Annotated in this window: 20 protein-coding genes and 1 pseudogene; 11 read left to right on the plus strand and 10 right to left on the minus strand. The window is 46.0% G+C overall.

Translation table 11 applies throughout. From position 1 onward, the window contains the following. The first annotated feature begins 84 nt into the window (after positions 1 to 84). Positions 85 to 1,064 (plus strand): annotated as a pseudogene (locus Q9R46_RS10150) (ROK family protein). A 69-nt stretch (positions 1,065 to 1,133) separates the two neighbouring features. Here the strand turns inward: Q9R46_RS10150 and Q9R46_RS10155 are convergent. Further along, complete coding sequence (locus tag Q9R46_RS10155) at positions 1,134 to 2,378, minus strand: AraC family transcriptional regulator (protein ID WP_311279928.1); 1,245 nt, start codon at positions 2,376 to 2,378, stop codon at positions 1,134 to 1,136. A gap of 268 nt (positions 2,379 to 2,646) precedes the next feature. On the opposite strand from Q9R46_RS10155, the gene Q9R46_RS10160 reads away from it, so the two are divergent. Next, complete coding sequence (locus Q9R46_RS10160) at positions 2,647 to 3,999, plus strand: MFS transporter (protein ID WP_311279929.1); 1,353 nt, start codon at positions 2,647 to 2,649, stop codon at positions 3,997 to 3,999. Positions 4,000 to 4,081: 82 nt separating this feature from the next. Continuing rightward, positions 4,082 to 5,869 carry a beta-glucuronidase gene (gene uidA, locus Q9R46_RS10165; RefSeq protein WP_311279930.1) on the plus strand — a complete coding sequence of 596 codons (1,788 nt, stop codon included), beginning with the start codon at positions 4,082 to 4,084 and terminating at the stop codon, positions 5,867 to 5,869. Positions 5,870 to 6,043: 174 nt separating this feature from the next. Here uidA and Q9R46_RS10170 read toward each other — a convergent pair whose 3' ends face one another. The 3 genes from Q9R46_RS10170 to Q9R46_RS10180 form a co-directional block, all read right to left on the minus strand. Continuing rightward, positions 6,044 to 6,334: an AAA family ATPase gene (locus Q9R46_RS10170; protein ID WP_311279931.1), complete on the minus strand. Its 291-nt coding sequence runs from the start codon at positions 6,332 to 6,334 to the stop codon at positions 6,044 to 6,046. 40 nt (positions 6,335 to 6,374) lie between these two features. Next, entirely contained in the window at positions 6,375 to 6,896 is a 522-nt protein-coding gene (locus Q9R46_RS10175) for a DinB family protein (protein WP_311279932.1), read from the minus strand. Between the two features lie 237 nt (positions 6,897 to 7,133). Next, positions 7,134 to 7,892 (minus strand): AraC family transcriptional regulator, encoded by a 759-nt coding sequence (locus Q9R46_RS10180; protein WP_311279933.1) that lies wholly within the window; start codon positions 7,890 to 7,892, stop codon positions 7,134 to 7,136. 141 nt (positions 7,893 to 8,033) lie between these two features. Here Q9R46_RS10180 and Q9R46_RS10185 point away from each other — a divergent pair, with 141 nt between their 5' ends. Continuing rightward, positions 8,034 to 9,455 carry a family 43 glycosylhydrolase gene (locus Q9R46_RS10185; protein WP_311279934.1) on the plus strand — a complete coding sequence of 474 codons (1,422 nt, stop codon included), beginning with the start codon at positions 8,034 to 8,036 and terminating at the stop codon, positions 9,453 to 9,455. A 125-nt stretch (positions 9,456 to 9,580) separates the two neighbouring features. On the opposite strand, the gene Q9R46_RS10190 is transcribed toward Q9R46_RS10185, so the two are convergent. Beyond that, the gene (locus tag Q9R46_RS10190; protein ID WP_311279935.1) at positions 9,581 to 10,495 is read right to left on the minus strand and encodes an AraC family transcriptional regulator; all 915 of its coding nucleotides are present in this window, start codon (positions 10,493 to 10,495) and stop codon (positions 9,581 to 9,583) included. Between the two features lie 397 nt (positions 10,496 to 10,892). Here Q9R46_RS10190 and Q9R46_RS10195 point away from each other — a divergent pair, with 397 nt between their 5' ends. From Q9R46_RS10195 to Q9R46_RS10210, 4 genes are all read left to right on the plus strand, one after another. Continuing rightward, entirely contained in the window at positions 10,893 to 11,780 is an 888-nt protein-coding gene (locus tag Q9R46_RS10195; protein WP_311279936.1) for a fumarylacetoacetate hydrolase family protein, read from the plus strand. 48 nt (positions 11,781 to 11,828) lie between these two features. Beyond that, a complete protein-coding gene (gucD, locus tag Q9R46_RS10200; RefSeq protein WP_311279937.1) occupies positions 11,829 to 13,295 on the plus strand; it encodes an alpha-ketoglutaric semialdehyde dehydrogenase GucD in 1,467 nt (488 codons plus the stop codon). An 18-nt stretch (positions 13,296 to 13,313) separates the two neighbouring features. Continuing rightward, a complete protein-coding gene (locus Q9R46_RS10205) occupies positions 13,314 to 15,296 on the plus strand; it encodes a YjhG/YagF family D-xylonate dehydratase (protein ID WP_311279938.1) in 1,983 nt (660 codons plus the stop codon). A gap of 88 nt (positions 15,297 to 15,384) precedes the next feature. Next, on the plus strand, positions 15,385 to 16,977 hold the full coding sequence (locus Q9R46_RS10210) for a glycoside hydrolase family 43 protein (RefSeq protein WP_311279939.1): 1,593 nt from the start codon (positions 15,385 to 15,387) through the stop codon (positions 16,975 to 16,977). 83 nt (positions 16,978 to 17,060) lie between these two features. Here Q9R46_RS10210 and Q9R46_RS10215 read toward each other — a convergent pair whose 3' ends face one another. Then, a complete protein-coding gene (locus Q9R46_RS10215) occupies positions 17,061 to 18,629 on the minus strand; it encodes an FAD-dependent monooxygenase (protein ID WP_311279940.1) in 1,569 nt (522 codons plus the stop codon). Between the two features lie 120 nt (positions 18,630 to 18,749). Here Q9R46_RS10215 and Q9R46_RS10220 point away from each other — a divergent pair, with 120 nt between their 5' ends. Together Q9R46_RS10220 and Q9R46_RS10225 are read left to right on the plus strand one after the other, a co-directional pair. Further along, positions 18,750 to 19,409, plus strand: coding sequence for a TetR/AcrR family transcriptional regulator (locus tag Q9R46_RS10220; protein WP_311279941.1), 660 nt, complete (start codon positions 18,750 to 18,752; stop codon positions 19,407 to 19,409). 152 nt (positions 19,410 to 19,561) lie between these two features. After that, positions 19,562 to 19,915, plus strand: coding sequence for an SH3 domain-containing protein (locus Q9R46_RS10225; protein ID WP_311279942.1), 354 nt, complete (start codon positions 19,562 to 19,564; stop codon positions 19,913 to 19,915). A 47-nt stretch (positions 19,916 to 19,962) separates the two neighbouring features. Here Q9R46_RS10225 and Q9R46_RS10230 read toward each other — a convergent pair whose 3' ends face one another. Then, positions 19,963 to 20,526, minus strand: a complete 564-nt coding sequence (locus Q9R46_RS10230) for a GNAT family N-acetyltransferase (RefSeq protein WP_311279943.1) — start codon at positions 20,524 to 20,526, stop codon at positions 19,963 to 19,965. A gap of 39 nt (positions 20,527 to 20,565) precedes the next feature. Next, positions 20,566 to 21,456: a LysR family transcriptional regulator gene (locus Q9R46_RS10235; RefSeq protein ID WP_311279944.1), complete on the minus strand. Its 891-nt coding sequence runs from the start codon at positions 21,454 to 21,456 to the stop codon at positions 20,566 to 20,568. A gap of 122 nt (positions 21,457 to 21,578) precedes the next feature. On the opposite strand from Q9R46_RS10235, the gene Q9R46_RS10240 reads away from it, so the two are divergent. After that, positions 21,579 to 22,757 (plus strand): MFS transporter, encoded by a 1,179-nt coding sequence (locus Q9R46_RS10240; protein WP_311279945.1) that lies wholly within the window; start codon positions 21,579 to 21,581, stop codon positions 22,755 to 22,757. A gap of 130 nt (positions 22,758 to 22,887) precedes the next feature. Here Q9R46_RS10240 and Q9R46_RS10245 read toward each other — a convergent pair whose 3' ends face one another. Beyond that, positions 22,888 to 24,036 carry an ABC transporter permease gene (locus tag Q9R46_RS10245; RefSeq protein WP_311279946.1) on the minus strand — a complete coding sequence of 383 codons (1,149 nt, stop codon included), beginning with the start codon at positions 24,034 to 24,036 and terminating at the stop codon, positions 22,888 to 22,890. After that, entirely contained in the window at positions 24,020 to 24,187 is a 168-nt protein-coding gene (locus tag Q9R46_RS10250) for a hypothetical protein (RefSeq protein WP_311279947.1), read from the minus strand. The genes Q9R46_RS10245 and Q9R46_RS10250 overlap by 17 nt, the downstream gene beginning before the upstream one ends. Positions 24,188 to 24,251: the final 64 nt, after the last annotated feature.

Consider the following 24,251-nt stretch of genomic DNA (forward strand, 5'->3'; position numbering starts at 1 on the left):
GCGACTTTTGTGTTTTAGATTTTTCCCCGGTTTCGTGTTTTAATAATGATGTGTCTATATCATTTAAGGTCAGGATGTTAATATATGAGCAAATATATAATCGGAATAGATCTGGGCGGTACCAATATTAAATCCGCTGTGTTTAATACAGCATTTAAGAAAATCCACGAACGAAGTGATACTACGGAAGCCGATAAAGGCCTGATCCATGTGTTAAAAAGAATAGTGAACATCACGCAAGAAATGATGGCGGCCGAAGGAATCTATCCTGAAGAGGTACATTGCATGGGTATAGGTGTGCCTGGATTGCTAGATCCACAAACGGGCTTATCTATATTTTCGCCTAACTTCCCCGAATGGGAGAATATCCTGTCGTTGATCACATGAACAAACGTTTTGATTTCCCTGTTTTTATCGACAATGACGTACGCGTGAATCTATATGGTGAATGGCTGTTTGGTGCAGGTGTCGGTTGCCGCAACTTGGTATTAATCACGTTAGGAACCGGTCTGGGCTCTGGAATCGTTAATGACGGGAAGGTAATCTACGGAGCAACCGCAAGTGCAGGGGAAATTGGACACATGAATATGTATAGAGAAGGCCGTGCTTGCCGTTGCGGGAGTTCAGGATGCCTGGGCAGATATGTATCTGCTATTGGAATGGTTCGAACGTTCACGGAAAAGCTGGAGGCAGGCCGATCCAGTATGATTACGGAGTGGATAGAAGGAGATCCGTCCAGAATTACCGCTCAAATGATCTCGAATGCGTATGACCTTGGCGACGTACTTGCTGTTGAAGTCATGCACGAAACAGGAGAGATATTAGGTTTCGGCCTTTCCAATGTCATAAATATGCTGAATCCCGAAATGATTATCGTAGGTGGCGGCATGTCCGCAGCCGGAGATCGTCTCCTTAACACCGTCCGTAATACCGTGGTAAATCACTCATTAAAGCTCGCTTCGGGAGCTTGTACCATCGTGCAAGCCAAACTGGGCGGACAAGCGGGCATGATCGGTGCCGCCGCATATGCGAATCACAGGTTACTTTCGAACACCGGAATGTAAGCATGACTAAACAAACCTTCAAAAGCCGCTTTTACAGCGGTTTTTTTGTTGTTTCTGATCCAATTTTGTTTAATCTTTTTTTCTTTGATCTTTAAATTGTTTCGGTGTACATCCCGTATACGTTTTGAACACTTTCGCAAAGTAACTCTGATCGTAAAAGTTTAAGAGGGTAGAAATCTCCGCTAACGTATAGTGAGAATACGTCAACAGATTTTGAGCTTCTTCAATTTTTGTTTTCAAAATAAACTGCGAAATGGAGATGCCTACTTCTTTTTTAAACAGATTGGACAAATAATTCGGATTCAACGAAGTGATTTCAGCCAGTTGTGAGATCGTAATCCGCTCGTTTAAATGGTTGAAGATATGGTTTTGGCATATGTTAATCGGTTTCGAGTATTTGTGCTTTTTACTACGCTTAACACGTTCCGCAAAATCAAGCAGCGCAACCTCCATTAAATCCTCAACTGCTTGGCTGTCGGTTAAGTCTTCAATTTTAAGAATATAAAAATCACTAAGATTATAAGCAATCTCTTGAAAAACACCACCTTCTACCGCTGATCTTGTTGCAAGCGTGATCAGGGAGATCGCCAGATTCTTTTGACTACGCAGATAACTCGTCTTGGACAACACACTCTTTTTGCCTTGTTTGTGAATGGTATGAAAGGATTCCAACACCTTATCGGTTCTACCCAATCGAATGAAATCAAATACCTTCTTCTCTTTATCGATCTCCGTGTGAATGAGATTATTTTGACGGTCGTCTATGATTTGCTTATAAGGTTGCTCGATTTCCAGCGTTTTTCTCCAACGCTCATCCTCATTTTTCATTAAGATTTCGTCTAGCGTTAGCTTTTTCTGATAGAGCATGAAATACATCGCCATACTGAGATTAATGAATTTAAACGTACTCATCACAGGGACTCCGTCGTAATACATCTTCATTTCGTGATGATCCGCTTTGGCTAACAAATCACTTAGAGTCACACGAATGATCTCCTCTGTCATTTTAAAATTGATAACCGGGCCTACGATAATGATTCCTTTCCACTGATGATCCGCAAGAATACGTATAGCGAAAAATTTCTCCAAATAGATTGTTTCACGAAAGACAGGAAGTGGCTCGAGAGGCATGCTGGAAAAGAGCTCTGTCATGATCTTATCGTCAGAGGGAAGTAAGGGGTTATGCTGGAAATCCACAGGGGTAACTTGATAGATCAGCTTATATTCATTATCAAAATAGTAGACGGGTACATTGTATAAATGATGTGTCATATTACATATATATTCAAGGCTTTCATCACAACAGTTATTCATCACCAAGCCTCCGTTCCAGTCTAAGAAGTGAAAAACACATGTGAATATTCCTATTTACATGTGAAACTTACCATATGAAACCTCACAAGACCGATTATAATTTGTCATGAAATCGATTTCAAGCATGGATTTAAGGGGGATCAGCAACTCAGCCAATATAATACACGACCTATACCCTGAATTGAGAGCGTTATCAAATGATCAGATTCATCTTGTAATAAAATTCGACAATAGTTATTCCAAATTTTGAATAAAGAGGTGGATTTTTATGCGTCCTTTCGGATATAAGGATAAATTCGGCTATTTGTTTGGTGATTTTGGAAACGATTTCTTTTTCGCGCTAGTTGGCTCATTTTTGATGGTCTATTACACGGATGTATTTCATATTAACCCGGCAGCGGTGGGAGGATTATTCCTGTTAGCTCGTTTGTGGGATGCCGTAGCCGATGTCACATGGGGACGTTTTGTCGATACGCGTAAAGCAAGCAAACACGGTAAATTCAAGCCATGGATTTATCGCATGTCATTTCCGCTCGTGATCTCCGGGGTACTCATGTTTGTTTACATTCCCGGAATGCCCGATGGATTTTATCTCGCCTACGCTTATGTTACTTATATTCTTTGGGGAACGCTTTACAGCACCGTTAACATTCCTTACGGTTCCATGGCTTCAGTTATTACTGCTGACCCAGTAGAACGAACCGTTCTGTCTACATGGAGATCGCTTGGAGCAACATTGGCGCAATTATTCGTAGGCGTGGTGGGCCCGTTGCTGTTGTTTGTAAATAACGAAGCGAATGCAAGCCGTTTTTTACTGGGAGCTGTTATTTTTGGAATATTGTCCATTGCTTCTTATATGGCGTGTTATAAATTATCGCTCGAACGTGTTATCCCGGATATGAACGAGAAACCAAATACCAATCTGAGAAAAACATTATATGGACTTTTGAAAAACAAGCCGCTCATCGTCTTCCTGATTGGATCGCTCATTTTCTTGATCAATTTAATGTTGCTTGGCACGGTTAATACGTATTTGTTCAAAGACTATTTCGGTAACGCGCAATTACTTAGTGTGTTCAGTCTGGTGCAAGCTGCGCCTATATTTATCGGAATGCCGTTAATCAAACCGCTCGTAGCAAAGTTCGGAAAAAAAGAAGTTGCCGCTGCAGGCTTTTTACTCTCAACGCTTGTTTACTTGCTGCTGTATTTCATTCCGAATCTTTCCGCTATTCAATACATGGCGATTCTGTTCGTCGGGTTGCTAGGATACGCTCTGTTCAATCTGATCAGCTGGGCGTTTATCACAGATTTGGTTGACTATCATGAACATGTTACAGGACTCCGGGAGGATGCGACGATATACTCCATCTATTCCTTTTCACGTAAAGTCGGGCAGGCCGTTGCAGGTGGTATTGGCGGGGTAGCCATGGCGGCTGTCGGGTATAATGCTGCACTGCATGTACAAACACCACGTACACTTGAAGGCATTTATTTTTTAGCGACCATTGTACCAGCTATAGGTCTGTTTCTCGTATTTATCTGCATTGCTTTTCTGTATCCATTAAACAAAAAACGTACAGCACAACTTGTAAGCGATATCAAGGCAAAACGAATGAACTGATATCCGAGATCCGTTTCACAACGTGTATAAGGCAGGAGGTAGAGGAAGCACCTATTTTATAGAGAATGAAGGAGATGTTCATATGTTATACCCTATTTTGACCGAGACACGTAATCTAATCGATCTGAATGGAATCTGGAATTTCAAGTTAGATGCCGGAGAGGGATTCAAGGATAACTGGCAAAAGGAAAAACTTCAAGATCCGATGCGCATGGCTGTCCCAGCCTCATATAACGATATCGGAGTAAGCGCCAAAATACGTGACCATGTGGGCTGGGTCTGGTATGAGCGTGAGATTACTTTGCCAAGTGTGATAAATGAAGAGAGAGTTGTATTGCGCTTTGGATCCGTTACTCATGTAGCCAAAGTGTATGTGAACGGGGAGTTTGTTGCCGAGCACAAAGGCGGCTTTTTACCTTTTGAAGCTGAAATAAACCGTTACTTGCACAAAGGGAAGAATCGCATAACCGTCGCTGTAAACAATATCGTAGACGAAACCACCTTACCCGTCGGCTCTATCATTGAGAAAACACATTCGAACGGGCAAACAACGGTGCACAATCTGCCAAACTTTGATTTTTTTAACTATGCCGGTCTGCATCGCCCTGTAAAAATATACACAACACCAATGACCTATGTTAAGGATGTCACGATCGTAACCCAATTGGACGGACAGGTTCATTATTCCATTGATGTGGTCGGCTCTGCGTCGGTTAAAGCTGAAATTATCGATGAATCCGGCTCTTTGGTTGCAACATCCGAAGGCGAATCAGGCACGATGATTATATCAGATGTTAGACTCTGGGAGCCGCTGAATGCTTACTTATACACGTTGCGCGCAGAATTGCAAACTGAAGGGAAAACCATGGATGTATATGAACAGCCATTCGGGGTGAGAAGTGTAGAAGTGAAAGAAGGCAAGTTCCTGATTAATGATAAACCTTTTTACTTCAAAGGGTACGGCAAACATGAGGATACGACCATACATGGCAGAGGTTTTAATGAAGCAGCTAATGTGCTTGATTTTAATCTGATGAAATGGTCGGGAGCCAACTCCTTCCGTACCGCACACTACCCATATTCAGAAGAAGTGATGCGACTGGCAGATCGGGAAGGTTTTGTCGTGATTGATGAGGTGGCGGCGGTTGGCATGCATCTGAACATGCTGGTCGTGCATCGCGGAGGCGTGCTGAAGAACACATGGGATGAACTTGATACGTTTGAGCATCACCAGGACGTCATCCGTGAACTGATTCAGCGGGACAAAAATCACCCTTGTGTGGTCATGTGGAATATCGCTAACGAACCTGCCTCTGAAGAAAAGGGAGCCTATGAATATTTTAAACCGCTGATTGATCTAACGAGAGAGTTAGATCCACAGAAACGTCCGGTGACCATTGTTACTCAAATGGAATCCTCACCTGAGAAGGATCAGATTGCGGAGCTGTTGGATATTCTCACCTTTAACCGATATTACGGCTGGTATGTGGATGGTGGGGATTTGCACGCTGCCAAGGAAAAGCTTCGTGCTGAATTCAATGGCTGGTTAAAGCGATGCCCGAACAAACCTTTCATGATGACCGAATACGGGGCAGACACGGTTGCCGGATTGCACGATGTTGAACCTGTCATGTTTACAGAGGAATACCAAGTAGAATTTTACAAAGCCAACCATGAAGTATTCGATGAATTTGAGCACTTTGTCGGTGAACAAGTATGGAACTTTGCTGATTTTGCCACCAGTCAGGGAATTATTCGTGTACAAGGCAATAAGAAAGGCATTTTCACACGGGACCGTAAACCGAAAGCTATCGCACATGAACTGAAACGACGCTGGACGAGCATACCGGATTTTCATTATAAGGGCTAAGAACGAAACAGAAATATGTATATGAAGGAATATGTACATGAAGCAATCCGAGTGATCAAGAAGTAATTGTAGCGGTCAAGTCATTCTAGTGATCAATAGGTAAGCCAGCTAATCAATAGGGTTAGCTGGCTCTTTTTATTTAGTAGCGGTGATAACACAGGTTGCAGGAGCAGGTCAGGAGGTAGCATCAGAATCGGTAGTGAGCAAGTTCGAATGCGTGGCTCGGGTAGAAGACGTAAAGTTCATCGTGCCGCCTTCGGGATTGAATCCCCATGACACGGCAATCGACTCCATTAACGTGGACTTGCCCATCCCGTTCTCACCAACAATGTACGTAACTTTGGGATGAAAATCCATGATATGTAGATTACGAATAACAGGCAAGTCAAAAGGATACTCATCATAAGTAGCAATTTGATTCCGTCTAAGCTGTATTTGCCTCAAATAAGCTGGAGATCCTTGCAATTCATTTCACCCCCAGTAACGAATGACATGCCTCTACAGATTATATCTGTACATCATAACGATCGCGAAGGACTGACAAATGATGCAACTCGTGTCCGGTAATCACATAAGCAATGGAACGAGTAGATGCCGTGTTATCATTGATCTGCCCCATACGCATCCAAGCTTCTGGACTCAGGCGGCGGAGCAGTACAATGGTGGAATACCGTACCGCAGCATATTCCTCGGCCAGATCAACCACGCTGTACGTTTCAAAAGGATGACCTTCCATAAGCGTGTCCTGATCATATCCTGGAAGAGAGGTCTTGTCTCCTCTGGCGATGCGTAACAAACGGCCGCTCATAATTCGCTCATTATCAATAAGGTGACCAAAAACCTCTTTAACACTCCATTTCCCTTCACCATAGCGGTAATCGGCTTGTTCGTCGGATAATGCGCGAATTGCGCTCTCCACACGTTCCGCCTGCTTTTGTAACAACTCAATGACATTTCCTTCAGGAACAAGGTTAATATATCCTTCGTAGAAAGCAGCATATTCCTCTTTGCTCGGTCTTTCGTTCATGTTAACTCTCCTTTAGTGGGCATCATTTTTGTTTATTTTACCATTAATCTCGGGTAGAACCGAAGAAAATTCTAATAACTACACTCATATGAGGATTGATCAATAATCGGTCAGGATAAGTCATTGTATGAATGTGCTAAAAACCTTATCTTAAAATTATAAGATAGCGCTACCATTTCACGTAGAAACTTTGAGAAACAAACAAGTCTGTTTCGAAATACAGATGCTCATTAAGACTCACTGATGTTTGAATCGCTTAGGCGATACACCCGTCATTTGTTTGAATTGCCGGCAGAAATGTTCGACATTACGGTACCCGCATCTTTCCGCAATCTCTGCAACCGTATAGGGATGGTGTCTAAGATACTCTTTAGCCAAGCGAATCCGGCTATGGATGACATCATCTATGCAGGACAAACCGAATGATTTCTTATAAATAAGTTGCAAGTATCCCGGGCTGATATTCATGGTTTCAGCCATTGTAGCCACAGTCCATGGGTGACTTGGATGGTTGTGAATAGCTGTCCGAAGTTTCATCAGAGGATAATGCTGCGGGCCAATATTTTTTTGCACATAAGATTCAAGCAGTTTGTTAAACAATGTGCGAAGCAAATAATCGATGGATGATTCCTTGTAGCCGTTCTGGAGAGAATGCTCTGCGACAAGTAATTGAAACAGCTTATGACAATATTCAGGATCATCTAATGCAAAAGGTTCACCCAGAGGGAGAGATGTTTCGGTTACATAGAGCTCGTCACTTGCAAAACGTATCCAATCGTTCGCATATTGGTCTGAGCAAGCGCGATAATATATTTTCGAATAGGGCGGATACAAGACAGCACAATGGGGCGGGAATTCTTGTAGTTGACCATTGACCCAGAACAGTGCCGGAGTCTGCGTAATGACCAACAGCCAGCAATCATGACCTTCAGGTATGTCAAACACAAATGGACTGTGATGCTCAGCATCATATTCAACGTAATAAATCGTATTCATTGTTGTTCACCTTTACTGTGCATATTGTGAGTCTCGTTCTACGTGTATATCGAAACGCCATTGAAACATGAACATTCTTGCTGTCTCCTAATTATACGAAAGTTATCTTGAATGCAATAGAAAAAAGGAGTGCATTTTCCGATGAAAAAACAAGGTTTAAACCCTTACCTCCCATCATGGGAATACGTGCCTGACGGTGAGCCTTACGTGTTTAACGATAGAGTATATGTATTCGGGTCTCATGACAGGTTTAATGGACATGCGTTTTGTCTGAACGATTATGTGTGCTGGTCCGCACCTGTAGATGACCTTGGGAACTGGCGTAATGAGGGAGTTATTTATCAAAAAACGGATGATCCGCTGAACCCCGACGGTCATATGTGCCTGTATGCCCCCGATGTGACACTCGGCCCCGATGGTCGCTATTATCTATATTATGTACTGGATAAAGTGCCCGTTGTTTCTGTAGCGGTATGCGATTCGCCTGCGGGTAAATATGAATTCTATGGATATGTTCAATATACAGACGGCACTCGGCTCGGGGAACGAGAAGGCGATGAGCCGCAGTTTGATCCAGGTGTGTTGACAGAAGGAGAGTTCACTTATCTCTACACGGGCTTCTGTGCACCTGGTGACCGTTCCAGACACGGAGCAATGGCGACAGTGCTTGGCCCCGATATGCTAACGATTGTAGAGGATCCGGTATTTATAGCCCCAAGTCAGCCGTATAGTGATGGAAGCGGGTATGAAGGACATGAATTTTTTGAAGCTCCTTCGATTCGCAAAAGGGGAGACCTCTACTACCTCGTATACTCCTCGGTCGTCATGCATGAATTATGTTACGCAACCAGTACGTCTCCAACTCAAGGCTTTGAATATCAAGGTGTAATTGTGAGCAACTGTGATCTTCACATCGATACATACAAGCCGGCTGGAAAGCCCATGAATTATGGAGGGAACAACCATGGAAGTATCGTAGAGATCAACAAGGAGTGGTACATTTTTTACCACAGACATACGAATGGAGATGCATTTAACCGGCAGGGATGTATTGAAAAGCTTAACTTTGAAAAGGATGGCTTCATCCCTCAAGTTGAAATGACCTCTTGTGGTTCGAATGGGGAACCTTTGGAAGGTAGAGGCGAATACCCCGCCTATCTTGCGTGCAACCTTTTTACCCAAGAAGATCAATTGTATACGGGTGGATTTGGTGCAGGTGCTTGGCTCGACAGTCGTTTTCCGAAAATTACCCAAGATGGCCGAGATGGCGACGAAGAAACCGGATATGTTGCCAATATGACGGAATCTGCGACAGCTGGTTTTAAATACTTCGATTGTAAAGACATTCAACAAGTCACGATTAAGATACGTGGATACTGTAATGGTAGCTTTGAGGTAAAAACCGCTTGGGACGGACCCGTTCTGGGGACAATCCCGGTACACTTCACCAATGTATGGAAGTCGTATTCTGCCGCGATTCGCATTCCAGACGGTAAGCAGGCCTTGTATTTTACATACCAGGGGATGGGCAGCGCGAGCCTGGCTTCATTTGAATTGAATTAACTTCATTTACCTTCAAAAGTTTCAAGCAGCCAGTGGTGAGGGCACTCATCCTTGAGCTGCTTTTTTCTTTTTCACAAGGGAACACGTTTCCTTTTAAACAGTACGTTCTTCTCCGTCTTTGCGCTTTATTTGTCTTGTGTAAGACTCATCACCTCCTGCTGGGCATGCATGCGAAATTCACTTGGCGCGGTGCCTGTCCAGCGTTTGAACTGACGGCTGAAATGTGCATTCGTTTTGTATCCGAGCATCATGGCAATATGATCAATATTCAGATCCGTTTGTTTTAACAGCCGCTGGGCTTCGTTCAGTAACGTTTCCGATAAATACTTGCGCGGTGCCTGACCGTACACTTCTCGGAAAATTCGATTGACCTGTGACGTGCTCAAGTTGAGCGATTTAGCAATATCCTGAATCCAGGTTCGGTTCGTTTCCTGAATCTCACTATGTACATGGATATATCTTACCGAGTCCTCGATATACTCAGCAATCTGATGGGCGATCGCCTCTTTTCTGGATACTGTAACGGATGTTTTCTGCGATAACTGTCCGACGAGTGAGCCAAGAAGCTCAAATACAGCGGCATGCACCTTCATTTGTTTCGAGGAGGATAAAGATTCAGACAAATGCTCTGTAGACAGATCATACAACGTAGAGAGGATCGGGGACATGGCCATGGCAAGATTCGATGTTGCTGGATAGTAGGTGTCTTTGCTACGGTTGAGTTCCCGGCAAAAAGAAGTATCATGTACACTGAAATGAACCGAAAAATAGGCAAACCCTTCTGGCCCTGCCCCTGTGCAAGCATGGGTGGTTCCCGGACGAATGAACAAAAGATCTCCTTCAGACTGCTGATGCAGTTTCCCATTGATCACCATATTCATCGTACCCTCCATCATCCAGTGAATTTCATACATCGAATGTTCATGGGATGGATATGTCCAGTTCGAATCTGCTTTTCTTGCATGCAACCCCATTAATTGAAACGACAGACGAACATCAGGCAAACGGCCTAAATACATCGCTTCTGAATGCTTCGCCACAGCAAGTCCCCCTCATCCTGTACAATTTTTAAGATTGTTTATGTTTGAACTAACCCTTTACACAAAAACGGAGAGGACAGAAAAAACCTGAAAAAGCGAAGCTAAAAGCTTTCTGAAAGAAAGCTACTTCAGAAGCATAGGCTTCGCCTTTATCACCGGATTTTTCCCTTTGAAAAAGGGAATCCAAAAAATCTGGGGATAACCGCTACTCTCCAGGTTATTCTGTCATCGGAGTGTCCGTGTAAATCAACTCGTTGTGAAACTTATAAACTTATCTTAACAGAAATACGATGCGTGAAAAGGGTAAATGGTCGGAGTGATTAGAACATCGTCATGGGACATGGCGAATGCTAATCTAGAATTATCAACCCAATAGGGGCACAGGAGGCACGCTTACATGCGAATTATTCGATTTCTGGATGGAGAACAGAAGTGGCTGGCAGCCGTGACGGATGATGAACAAGCCTATCGTTTGCCACAGACTGATTTCATGACATTGGTCTACCAAGCGAGAGAACAGGGCGTTTCAACAGTTCAACTTGTTGAAAGCGCTTTTAAACCTCTAAACAAACTGACCGACGATTGGACAACCCTGCATATTGTCAATCCCATTGAAGCACCCGAAGTATGGGCAGCAGGTGTAACTTATCAGCGAAGCCGGGAAGCTCGCAATTATGAAGCAACCGATGGCAAGCTGGATGCGACTACCTTTTACGATAAAGTTTATGATGCAGAACGTCCGGAAATTTTTTTCAAATCCACAGCTGCACGTACCATTGGACCCAATGAAGCGGTCACGCTCCGCAGTGATTCCACATGGCAGATTCCAGAGCCCGAGCTTGGGCTTGTGCTTGCTGCTGATGGCAGCATTGTAGGATACATCGCAGGCAATGACATGAGTTGCCGGGATATAGAAGGGGAGAACCCACTGTATCTGCCGCAGGCCAAAATATGGCGCAATTCTTGCTCCATCGGGCCAGCGATCCGGCTAGCGGAAACGGTGCAGAACCCCTATGACCTGAGCATTATTTGCGAGATCTACCGCAATGGAGAAGTCGTCGTAAAAAGTGAAGCCAGCACGAGTGAATTAAACCGCAAGCTGGATGAACTGGTTTCGTTTTTGGCTAGAGACAACGATTTGTTCGACGGTACGGTACTCCTGACAGGTACAAATATTGTGCCTCCTAATGATTTTACCCTTGAGCCAGAGGATCGCATTGAGATTTCAATTAGCGGCATCGGGACACTGATTAATCCCGTTGTTTCAAATGATTCTAACGCGTGACAATCCGACAATTGGAACTCGAACCACGAATTAGAGAGGATGAAAACAATGAGCGCTTTTCAATTAGAGCAGACCTATAACAATTTTATTAACGGAGAATGGGTGAAGGCTTCCAGCGGAGCAACGGAACCTAGTATCAACCCGGCCAACCGAAATGAAGTGGTGGGGCATGTACCTGCATCTGGCGTGGAAGACCTGAATCAAGCCGTGGCGGCAGCCAAAGCAGCGGCAAAGTCATGGCGGAGATTAACTGGCGCTGAACGAGGTAATTTTCTTTTTCAGGCAGCAAACGTACTGGAACGCAGAGCGAATGAAGTCGCGGAAGCGATGACGAGGGAAATGGGGAAAACGTTCCCTGAAGCCAAAGGAGAAACGATGCGAGGCGTCGCGATCTTGAGATATTACGCAGGTGAAGGCATGCGCAAAACAGGCGATGTCATTCCGTCCACGGACAGCGAAGCTTTAATGTTTACAACGCGCGTACCGCTTGGTGTTGTTGGTGTAATCGCACCGTGGAACTTCCCGGTAGCTATTCCGATCTGGAAAGCTGCACCTGCGTTGATCTATGGCAACACGGTTGTTCTGAAACCTGCACAGGAGACGGCGGTTACGGCAGCCAAAGTATTGGAATGTTTCGAAGAAGCAGGCCTTCCGGCCGGCGTTCTCAACCTGGTGTGCGGTAAAGGCTCGGTAATCGGTTCTGCACTGGCTGAACATGCAGATGTGAACGGAATTACCTTTACAGGCTCCAATGAAGTGGGCAAAAGGGTCGGTGCTGCTGTACTGGCTCGTGGGGCCAAATATCAGCTTGAAATGGGTGGCAAAAACCCGGTTATCATTGCTGCTGATGCTGATCTTGATTTGGCTGTGGAAGGAACGATTAGCGGCGGCCTGAAATCAACGGGACAGAAATGTACGGCGACCAGCCGTGTCATTATAGAACGAAACGTCTATGATGCTTTCAAGGAAAAGCTTTTGGCCAAAGTTGAGGAAATTCGTTTGGGTGATGGTATGTCTGGCGAGAGCTGGATGGGTCCATGCGCAAGCGAAGGACAGCTTAAGACGGTGCTGAGTTATATTCAAAAAGGACAGGATGAGGGTGCAGTTCTATTAGCCGGAGGAAACAGACCGGACAGCCGTGAGCTTGCAGAAGGATTTTATGTACAGCCGACGGTATTCGAAGGTGTCGAATCCCACATGTCAATCGCTAGAGAAGAAATATTTGGTCCGGTGCTAGCCTTAATGCCTGTAGATTCCATTGAAGAAGCTATAGAGCTAGCCAATGATAGTGACTATGGATTAAGTGCTTCAATCTATACGCAAAACGTTGGATCGATGCTTTCGTTTATTCGTGATATGGACGCTGGACTTGTAAGAATTAATGCGGAAACAGCGGGTGTTGAGCTGCAGGCTCCGTTTGGCGGTATGAAGATGTCCAGTTCCCATTCCAGAGAGCAAGGTCAGGCTGCTATTGAATTTTTCACCGCAATCAAAACCGTCTTCGTGAAGTCTTAAACTGCGGGGAGGGATATTATGTACGAACAGATTCAATCCATTATGGATGAAAATTCGCCTGATCTGAGCCTCTTCACGATTCAAGCGCATGCTCCCGGGGTGGAGGGGCGTCTGCCTCTAACCGATGATTTGCTGCGAAATGCGCCAAGCGGCGACTTGTTCGGCATGTCCCAGAATGTTGGCATGGGGTGGAAGCCTGGGGAGTTAAACGGCAAACAGTATCTGATTTTAAGTACGCAAGGCGGTATCCGGAATGAAGACGGCACCCCCACGGCACTCGGTTATCATACGGGGCACTGGGAGGTCGGACTGCTGATGAAAGCGGCGGCAGACGAATTGTCCAGCCGCGGCGGAATTCCGTTTGCGGGTTATGTCAGCGACCCCTGCGACGGCAGGTCGCAAGGTACAACAGGTATGTTCGACTCCCTGCCATATCGAAATGATGCCGCGATGGTGTTTCGCCGATTGATTCGGTCATTGCCGACACGCAAGGGTGTGTTAGGCGTGGCAACATGTGATAAAGGACTGCCAGCGATGATGCTTGCTCTCGCGGGTATGCCTCAGCTGCCAGGTGTTATTGTTCCTGGCGGTGTTACCCTGCCGCCAACGGATGGAGAAGACGCAGGGAAAATTCAGACGATCGGTGCAAGGTACTCGAGTGGTGAGCTTTCACTGGAGATGGCATCAGAGTTAGGGTGCCGTGCTTGTGCTACCCCGGGCGGAGGCTGTCAGTTTTTAGGCACAGCTGCCACTGCTCAGGTTGTAGCCGAGGCGATGGGTATGACCGTGCCTCATGCCGCTCTAGCCCCTTCGGGACAACCGATTTGGCTTGAGATGGCTCGGCAATCTTCGCGTGCCCTGATCCAAATGGAGAGCCAAGGGATCAAGATGGCGGACATTGTGACCGATGCGTCGATTCGTAATGCGATGGTTGTGCATGCGGCCTTTGGAGGCTCTACCAATCTGCTTCTTCATATTCCTGCCATCGCACACGCGGCTGGTCTAACCTTACCCAATGTACAGGACTGGATTCAAGTCAATAAAAGTGTTCCAAGACTGGTGAGTGCGCTGCCCAATGGCCCCATTTTTTACCCGACCATTCGGGTTTTCCAAGCTGGTGGTGTGCCAGAAGTTATGCTTCATCTTAGACGACTCGGTTTGTTGGATGAGACCGTGAAGACGGTAACAGGAACATCGCTGAGCCACGTCCTGGATTGGTGGGAAGCATCCGAGCGGCGGCATGTTATGCGAAAACAATTGCAAGAAGCGGATGGCATCGATCCGGACAGTGTCATTATGAGTGCGGAACACTCTCAGCGTCTCGGCATTTCCTCTACCGTTACATTTCCAACGGGCAATATCGCTCCGGAAGGGTCTGTTATCAAATCAACGTCCATTGACCCGGATGTACTGGATGAACACGGTGTATACCGTCACCGGGGTACGGCCAAGGTATTTACCACGGAACGCGAAGCCATCCGTGCAATCAAAACAGGAGGCATTATTGCGGGTGACATTATTGTCCTGCTTGGACGCGGGCCATCCGGAACAGGGATGGAGGAAACGTATCAACTCACCTCCGCACTTAAACACCTGTCCTTTGGCAAACATGTTTCGCTCATTACCGATGCCCGTTTCTCCGGTGTATCTACTGGTGCGTGCATTGGTCATGTTGGCCCCGAAGCGCTGGCCGGAGGCCCGATTGGCAAGCTGCGAAACGGTGATTTGATTGACATTGTGGTGGATCGGAACACACTGGATGGAAGTGTTGACTTTGTCGGAGCGGAAGGGATCGAGGTTTCTCCCGAAGAAGGGGCACTGATCCTGGCACAGCGTCCTTTTCATCCAGATATGCGACCGGACCAGGCACTGCCTGATGATACACGCTTGTGGGCAGCGCTACAATCGGTCAGTGGAGGCACCTGGAGAGGGAATGTATACGATGTTGACCGGATAATAACAGCCCTTGAGGCTGGCAAAAAGGCTCTCGGATGGCAATGAGGCATTGAAATCAATACATTTTTATAGCATGTGCTAACCAGTCCAGCAATGATTATACCGCCATTACTTTTTACCGGAGGTTGCTTTGATGAATACGACTACAACCATGATTACCAATCCGATTCTCACTGGCTTTCATCCCGATCCTTCCATATGCCGGGCAGGAGAAGATTATTATATTGCCACATCCACCTTCGAGTGGTTCCCGGGTGTACGTATTCACCACTCCAGGGATCTGGTTCACTGGCGTGCACTACCTTCGCCATTGACGCGACAATCTCAGTTAAACATGGAGGGGAATATCAACTCTGGAGGCGTATGGGCGCCTTGTCTCAGCTATGATCAGTGTGTGTTCTATCTGATCTATACGGATGTGAAGAGCAGGATAGGTGCTTTTAAAGATACTCACAACTACCTCGTGACTGCAACGGATATCGAAGGCCCATGGTCCGATCCGATCTATCTGAACAGCAGCGGTTTTGACCCTTCCTTATTTCATGATGAAGATGGACGCAAATGGCTGGTGAACATGATTTGGGATCATCGTAAAGGCAAAAACCACTTTGCGGGTATTGTCCTTCAGGAATATTCGGTTCAGGAGCAAAAGTTAATCGGCTCTGCGATCCATATTTTTAAAGGAACAGAACTGGGACTGACAGAGGCACCGCACCTGTATAAACACAACGACTATTATTACTTAGTCACAGCTGAAGGTGGAACAGGTTACGAGCATGCCGTTACAGTTGCTCGTTCACGTACATTAGAAGGCCCGTATGAAGTTGATCCGACCAATCCGATCCTTACCTCACAAGGTAGGACGGATTTGAAACTGCAAAAGGCGGGGCACGGAAGTCTCGTTGAAACGCAAACGGGCGAATGGTATATGGCACATCTGGTAGGCAGGCCTGTTCAGGAAAAACATTGTATCCTAGGGCGTGAAACGGCCCTGCAACGCTGTACGTGGAGTGAGGATGGATGGTTAAGGCTTGCAAGCGGGGAGCGATATCCAGAGCTTCAGGTATCCGCACCGAATATCCAACCACATCCGTTTGAACCGACAGCGGAGATAGACCACTTCGATCATGCAGAGCTTGGTAACGACTGGAATACTCTTCGTATCCCGCCGGACGAAACCTGGCTGACACTGAAGGAACGTCCTGGCTATTTACGCTTGTATGGGATGGAATCGATGAGTTCAACGCACAGACAAAGCATGCTTGCTCGCAGACTCCAGACTTTCGCGTGTGAAGCCGAAACATGCCTTGAATTCGCGCCGGATCATCCACAGCAAATGGCTGGACTAATCCTCTATTACGATACGCAGGATTACCTCTACCTTAGGGTGACGGATCATGAAGAAAAAGGACTATGCCTTGGCATCCTCCAGTCTAAATACGGAGTGTATGATGAGCTTTTGCAGGAAGACATTCCGCTGCAGGCAGGCAGCCGAATCCGCTTAAAAGCAGTGGTTCAACATGATCGTGCCTGCTTTTACTATGCGTCAGGAGATCCTGTAGCATCATGGATTCAAATTGGTGACTGGACGGATATTACGCATCTATGCGATGAATCCCCGGAATATATCCGGTTCACGGGAACCTATATTGGTCTTTGTGTGCAGGATCTCGGCGGAACCCGTAAACATGCTGACTTTGATTATTTTCGTTATACTACATCATAAAAATAAAAAAGGAGGCTCCTGTTTCTACGGGAGCCTTCTTTAGGTTGAGCGACAGAAGTTTCCAGCGGTTAACTGCTTTTTAATTAGTTCGCGTCATAAATAGAATTCAAGTATTGCAGGATCGATGCGCTGTCCTCCATGGAGGTGCGTAGCGCGATGTAGCCGTCGGGACGAATCAATATAAGTGTTTCGCTTGTAACATCGTACATACGGTAGGCATTACCCGCCGAGTCAATGATGCATTCTTCCCCTTCGACATATGATGGCACAATGCAATGCATATGGAGTTCATCAAAAGTGAATTCCTGCAAAGAACGGTGATCTGTACGGTTTACAAAAGCTAAAAGAGTCCAGTGCGGGCCACGCAACAGGTCAAAGACATCTCCTGTGAACTCAGAACCTTGCAGACCCTCTGCATTAGGAGCACGATCTCCAGGCATTGAACGGGTAACATCAGCTTGAAGAGAGGGGAGGGTAAGAGAACTTGCGGGGTAGGAAATAAGAAGCCCGCTCGTCAGATCATCAGATACGGTGCTCAAGGATTGGGATAATGCTCCTCGTTCCGTCGCTGTCCCTAAGATGGCTCCCATTTTTTTAGTGCTATCCTCATGCACCGTTTGAGCCACGGGACGGCGTTCTTCATCATAGGTGTCCAGAAGTGAGTTGTTCGCTCCGCGTATGACGGCTTCCAGTTTCCATCCTAAGTTGTAGGCGTCCTGCATCCCGGTATTCATGCCTTGCCCTCCGGCTGGCGAGTGAACATGCGCGGCGTCGCCGGCGAGAAAAACACGACCATTGCGGTAAGATTCAACCATTCGCACGTTGATCCGGTAAATAGATAGCCAAGAGGCATCCATAAGCCGAACATGTCCAGCACCTGCACGCCTTTTAAACATATCCTGATATACTTCTAACGAAGGCTTTTCGGGTTCCTCGGTCTCTGACGGAATGGTAGCTTGCAGCTGCCAAATGTCGGATTTCGGTAATGGTGTTACTCCGACCATGCCCTCCGGAGAAGTCCAGATATGGATATGATTGCGATCCAGTCCTTCCAAACGCACATCGCCAAGATACCACCGTTCATGATCGTGTGTCTTCCCAACCAACGGAAGATGGATAAACTTGCGAATACTACTTTTCCCACCATCAGCGCCAACCACATAACGGGCATGGATTTGCTCTTTTCCTTCTGGTGTATTGACTGTTACCTGCACACTCTCCGAATCTTGAACAAGTTCTACAGCGTCCATCCCCAACTCAACTTTACCTCCAAACCTGGTATATTGGTCGCGTAATGCCTTTTCCACATCAAATTGAGCAATCCAGACCGGATCAGGATAAGGTGATCCCAGTTCAGCGCTGGCCGCAACGGTAATCGAAGACTTAACCAGACTGCTGCCGTCTTCGGTGTAATATCGTACAGGCAAATCAACGACTCCTGTGTCCATGATGTATCGGATGGCCTCTAAATCATCAGCGACTTCAAGTGATCGGGGCTGAATTCCTTTTGCGCGAGACGCTGTGTTGTAAGAGGTGCCTCGCTCAATAATCCGATGGTCTACGTTTCGACGGGCAAGGTCGCAAGCTAGTGTAAGCCCTGTTGGTCCGGCCCCGACGATGAGAACATCAACAAAAGACTGCACGGTTTCCATGAAAGAATCCTCCTTGGTCATACAATTTTATAGAGTACATTAACTAAACTACACCGTGCAGTGTAATTTGTAAAGTCGAACGTATTTTTGATAGTATAGATATAGGGGGGAAGCTTAAGGATGGATACTACGGAAACAAAAAAAATCCGCAAAGGCTCTTCGGACAAAAGAGTTAAAATTATTACGGCGGCACGAGACCTTTTTTTATCCGATGGATTTGATCGTTCCAGTGTCGATGCAGTCGCAGCTAGAGCAGGCGTTTCCAAACGGACAGTGTATGATTATTACGGTGACAAACAGAACTTACTGATTGCAGTTGTAGAAGAAACCAGTGGGGCCGTTTTGGATATGATCCAACAAGCGATATCTGAATATCTCTCGGAATTTGACGATCTGGAACAGGCTCTCATCTTGTTTTGTGAGCGATTCGTCGCTTCGGCAAACGGTTCTACGGATTATAGCGCTTTGATTCGTCTCATTACGATGGAAGCTGCCAACCTGCCAGTCTCGTTTTTGGAAAACCTGGATAACGCAACCGAAGAGGGGATTCTCCGGAGGTTCGCTGAGTTTGGACAAAACGGACTGCTTCATGTTCCTGATCCTGAACTGGCTACGAAACACTTCGCTGCCTTAACATTTTTATTGGTATTTAATCAACCAAAACAAAGTGGGGCTATACAGAATGAACAAACCAAACGGATCATTACGGAAGGCGTGCGGGCCTTCCTTCGCGCTTATGGACCACAAACCATTCGTCACGAAAATGAAACGATGTACTGATTATTGTTTTTGCTTCACGATACAGACTATTTACGAATAAACTCATTTGGAGTAAAAATAGACCTTCCAACACATGTTGTTGGAAGGTCTGTGAAGCATGTGGTGTAAACTTTTGCCGTGAAATAAAAAACTACATTCTGGAGGGAATACATATGAAGCAATACAAAGTGATTCACCCGCATCAGTCGAATTATCCAGACCCCATTGTGTTGGCAAAGGGAGATATTGTGCATTACGGAGAGGAAGATACTGAATTTCCGAACTGGATTTTTTGTGAATCTATAGCGTCTAAAAAGCGTGGATGGGTGCCAAAGCAAATCCTGAGCACACCGAATGAAGAACAACAAGCTGAAGTCCAAGAAGACTACTCCGCACTTGAATTAAATGTGACACCCGGCACTCTTGTGCAGAAAGAGCGTGAGTTAAACGAATGGAGTTTTGTGCATACGACTGAAGGTGACAAGGGGTGGGTACCCAATAAAGTCATCACCCCAGTAGAACAATAACCCTCAGACTCTTTTATATATATAAAAGGCAATATCTTTATAAAAGATTACTGACGCATATTTAACCATTCCGCTTGCAAAATCGCATATTGATACTCATCGATCCATTGACCCTTGGACATGTAATTTTCGAGCAAATGCCCTTCGCGTCTCATCCCTAAACGTTCCAGAACGTGAATAGACTTTGTATTTCGCACATCGGCAAAAGCACTCAATTTATGTTTGTTCAGTGTACCAAAAACATAATCAAGCAGGGCGCAAAGTGCTTCGTGCATATATCCTTTTCCCTGATGCTCAGGCGCGAGAGTAAATCCAAGCTCGACAATTCGAGGATCGGCTCCAAGTGTATGAATCGCGCAATCCCCGATGATCCGATCAGACGCAGCCAAAGCAACGGCATATTGAAACCACGTACCTGGCTGATCCGGGGAAGATGCCGATTGACGGCTGACAAATGATTCTGCATCTTGGAGCGTATAATTTTCCCAGGACTGATAACGCGCTACATCCGGATTAGAACGATAGTGATAGAATGACTGAACATCCTGCATACCGAACCTTCGAATCACCAGACGCTCCGAAACAGCAAATACATCGTATGATTTCTCCATTTAAAAAACCCCATTCTTCTCTTTAGATTTTCACTTTTTCTAGTTTGTTTTTGATTTGAAAAATTCAATCAACCATTCCGATAACTGGGCCTGCGCTTTGCTGATGAATCGATCGGCGTAGTAAGTCAGCTCCATGTGTCGAACAGGCGCAGGCGTAGCAATGGGAATCGTTACGATATCTTCCCAGCCCGAATGCTGCTTTAACAGTTCTCTCGGCTGTATTGTCGCGCCAATGCCAGCAGCTACAAGTTGAAGCAGGGAGGATGCAGAACCTGCCTCCATAACCGTCGTTAACTCCAGGCCTTGCTCCCGGAAAACCTCATCCACCAAATCTCTGCCAATATACCCTTTGGGATACATGACCAGGGCGAGCCGTGTCAATTCTTCCAGGGTTATTTCATGTCTTTTCGCAAGATCACTGGATTCATGAACAAACAGTTCGTAAGGTTCACTTCCCAGCGGAATCTGCACGAGACGCTTGTCATGAGGACCACGCAAGCCAATGCCGAGATCTACTTTATGTGTCAGTACTTCGTCTCGAACGAAAATGGTTGAGAAAGCCTGCAATTTCGTGTCAGGGTACCTTGTCTTGAACTCCACAAACAGCGGAACGAGTTGAAAATCAAGATCAGAGGGCAACACAGCGAGCCGAACCGTTCCGCGCTTCTCCGATCGCAGCTCTTGAATCGCACTTTTTGCATCCATTTCAGCCTGAATCATTTTCATGCCGTATTGATGGAGTAGTCTGCCCGCCTCGGTGGCCACTACTTTTTTGCCAATCCGATCGAAAAGAGGCATCCCGACTTCCGCCTCCAGCAAACGTATCTGCTGACTCAACGTAGGCTGTGAAATCCCGAGTACCTCAGCGGCTTTTGTGAAATGAAGATGCTCGAATACCGCCATAAAATACGTTACATTCCGAGTATCCATTTTTCCTCCTCCGCAAATAATAGTATTTTACTATCATAATAATACGAATTATTGGATTGATCAATGAATAAGGCGGACGTATACTCAAATTGACTTCATCAAGAATCAGGAGGAAGAGTACGATGAAAAAATCATTTTATTTATTTGCTCTATTTATTGCGGCTTTGAATCTGCGCCCGATCATTACTTCCGTGGCATCCATAATGAGCATGATTCAATCCGAGCTAGGCATAAGTGCATTAACAGCAAGTCTTTTGACCACCCTGCCTGTCCTGTGCATGGGACTGTTTGCCCCAGCGGCCACGACGTTAAGTCAGCGGATCGGTTTGGAGCGAACTATTTTCATCTCACTGCTTCTTATTACTCTCGCCACTGCACTTCGCAGTGTAGATCCATCGGTTACCGTATTGATATTAACCGCATTGGTCGGGGGGATTGGTATTAGCCTTGCAGGGCCATTATTGTCTAGCTTTATTAAAAAGTATTTCCCGGCAAGCCCTGGCATAGTCAGTATTTACTCCGTATCCATGACGATTGGAGCGGCACTGGCATCCGGGTTGACCATCCCGATATACACACAACGTCAGCATAATCTTTCATTGGCTCTGTCCTGCTGGGCTATTTTGGGGATTGTTGCCGTACTCTTCTGGGTTGGACTTATTCGAAAAAATAAACCCTCCAGCAGCAGGACAGAGCGCGTTAAACTGCCGCTGGGCAATAAAAAAGCAATTCAATTTACTTTGTTTTTTGGCTTCATGGCCAGCATGTTTTATAGCTTGACGGCCTGGATTTCGCCAATCGCTCTTAGCTTTGGATACAGTTCACAAAGCGCAGCGATACTGCTGACCGTGTTTACATTAATTCAAGTTCCTGTCGCATTACTGATTCCGAATCTTGTAAACCGCTCAGGGAAGATCAAACTATGGCTTGTCTTGTGTAGTGTGTCAGAACTCATCGGCCTTGTGTTTCTCTTGTCACCTATGCCCATGCTTCCAGCTGTTATTTTTCTCGGTATCGGGGCTGGTGGATTGTTTCCGCTAGCGCTGATGCTACCTATTATGGCAACAAATACGGCCGAGGAAGCCGGAACGTGGTCAGCGATGTCTCAGATGGGAGGTTACATTATGGGTGCTTTCGGTCCACTTGTTATTGGCTGGATCTTCGATCTCAGCGGTCAGTTTTACGGTGCCATTATGGCCATGCTGGTCATTGTACTGTTAATGATAAGTGTACAGCTGTCCATGAACATGGGGAGAAAAGCTGTAGAAACTCCTCATGATAATAAGTTACAAAACAACTGAGAAGAGAAGTGACGAAAGTCAGGTTAGATCATTCCGTTAGAGCGCTTAAGTTGTTTCAGATCCTACACAAATTCACAGTACAAATCGCCGCAGCCTATTCGTTTGAACAGGTTTGCGGCGATTGTTCATTTTATGCGGTTCCTGCTTCAAGGTTCAACAATTGCCTGCGCGATTCTCGCCGCAGAACGAATCCGATACCTAATGAAGCCATACCTATGATCAAAATACATGCTCCCAACTCCACGCCGTAAAAACCCAACTCACCGTTCCGGAAGGCCATACCCCGGATCAACCGATTCAGCCAGTTCATAGGCAATGCCCATGCGGTAACCTGAAAAAAGGCTGGAAACGCAAGCGGTGTTAATTGAATACCCGTCACGAGAAAAGAAGGGTACAGGATGAGGCTCATTCGTGAACCAACTTTGGATACGTTTTGAACCGAATATCCGAGCAGCATCGCCAGTAAACATAATGCCATCGAATATAACAGTAAAGGCACGATAAACACATATGGTTCCACTTCGAAACGCATCTGTCCGACCTGTTTTAACAACCCGTAACTGAGCAGGGATGAGCAGGTGCTTAATATCGCATAAGGTAGAACGCGAATCCAGAGCTGGAAGGGAGAGCTTCCCGCAGACAAAAGCTTGCCTTCTTGCCGAAGACGGGGAGCGATCGCTCCGGCTGCACCAGTGGTGAGCATTAATATAATGATATTTACAAATCCAATCACCATCGTGCCTATATAACTCGAGGTTGGATTATATAACATGCGTTGCACGAGAGACAGCGGGGATACCAAATCTTTCGCTGATTTTATGTCCATACCTTCTTGGGTAAGACGAGTTATGGCAAGGGTCGTATTTTCAGTTGTCACAATCTCCTGAATCGCAGGACGAATACCGCCAAGGCTGGAGGGCATCGTATTATCCATCCAGATGCCGATACTCGAGGATAATCCCTTATCTTGTCGCTGCTGCAATCCGTCTGGGATAGCGATGACTGCCACAGCCTGTTCATTCGCGAGCATTATATCTGGAGAAAGCCGATTGGGAAAGACGTTGGTAACCTTCATCAATGGTGAGGCATTGATCGCTTCAATAAGCTGCCTTGAATAGGAAGAGTGATCCTCGTCTACTACCACAACAGGTGTTTCGCTCAATTGATTCCGGGAAAACATCAGCCCGAAGAATAGAGCAGCAACTAGCGGGGCAACAAATATGACAATAATCCATTTGCCCCTGCGCAGGTGATTCCATTCATCAGTCAGTGATTTCATCAAGCTGCACCTCCGCAGTCATGCCCGGAAGCAGATCTTTGCTTGTTGGAACCGAGATACGGACCAGGTACATGCTCAGATCGGCTTGCCCTTTTTCCCGCGTCATGCGCAGATTGGCAAATTGAGGTGAGGGAGCTACCGAAGTTACCACCCCTTCTTTTGCAAGAGGCTGCTCCAAATAAGGAAAGTGAACGTTTACCTTCTGATCTGCATGG

Source organism: Paenibacillus sp. RRE4, assembly GCF_031844205.1.
Lineage (GTDB): Bacteria > Bacillota > Bacilli > Paenibacillales > Paenibacillaceae > Paenibacillus > Paenibacillus xylanexedens_B.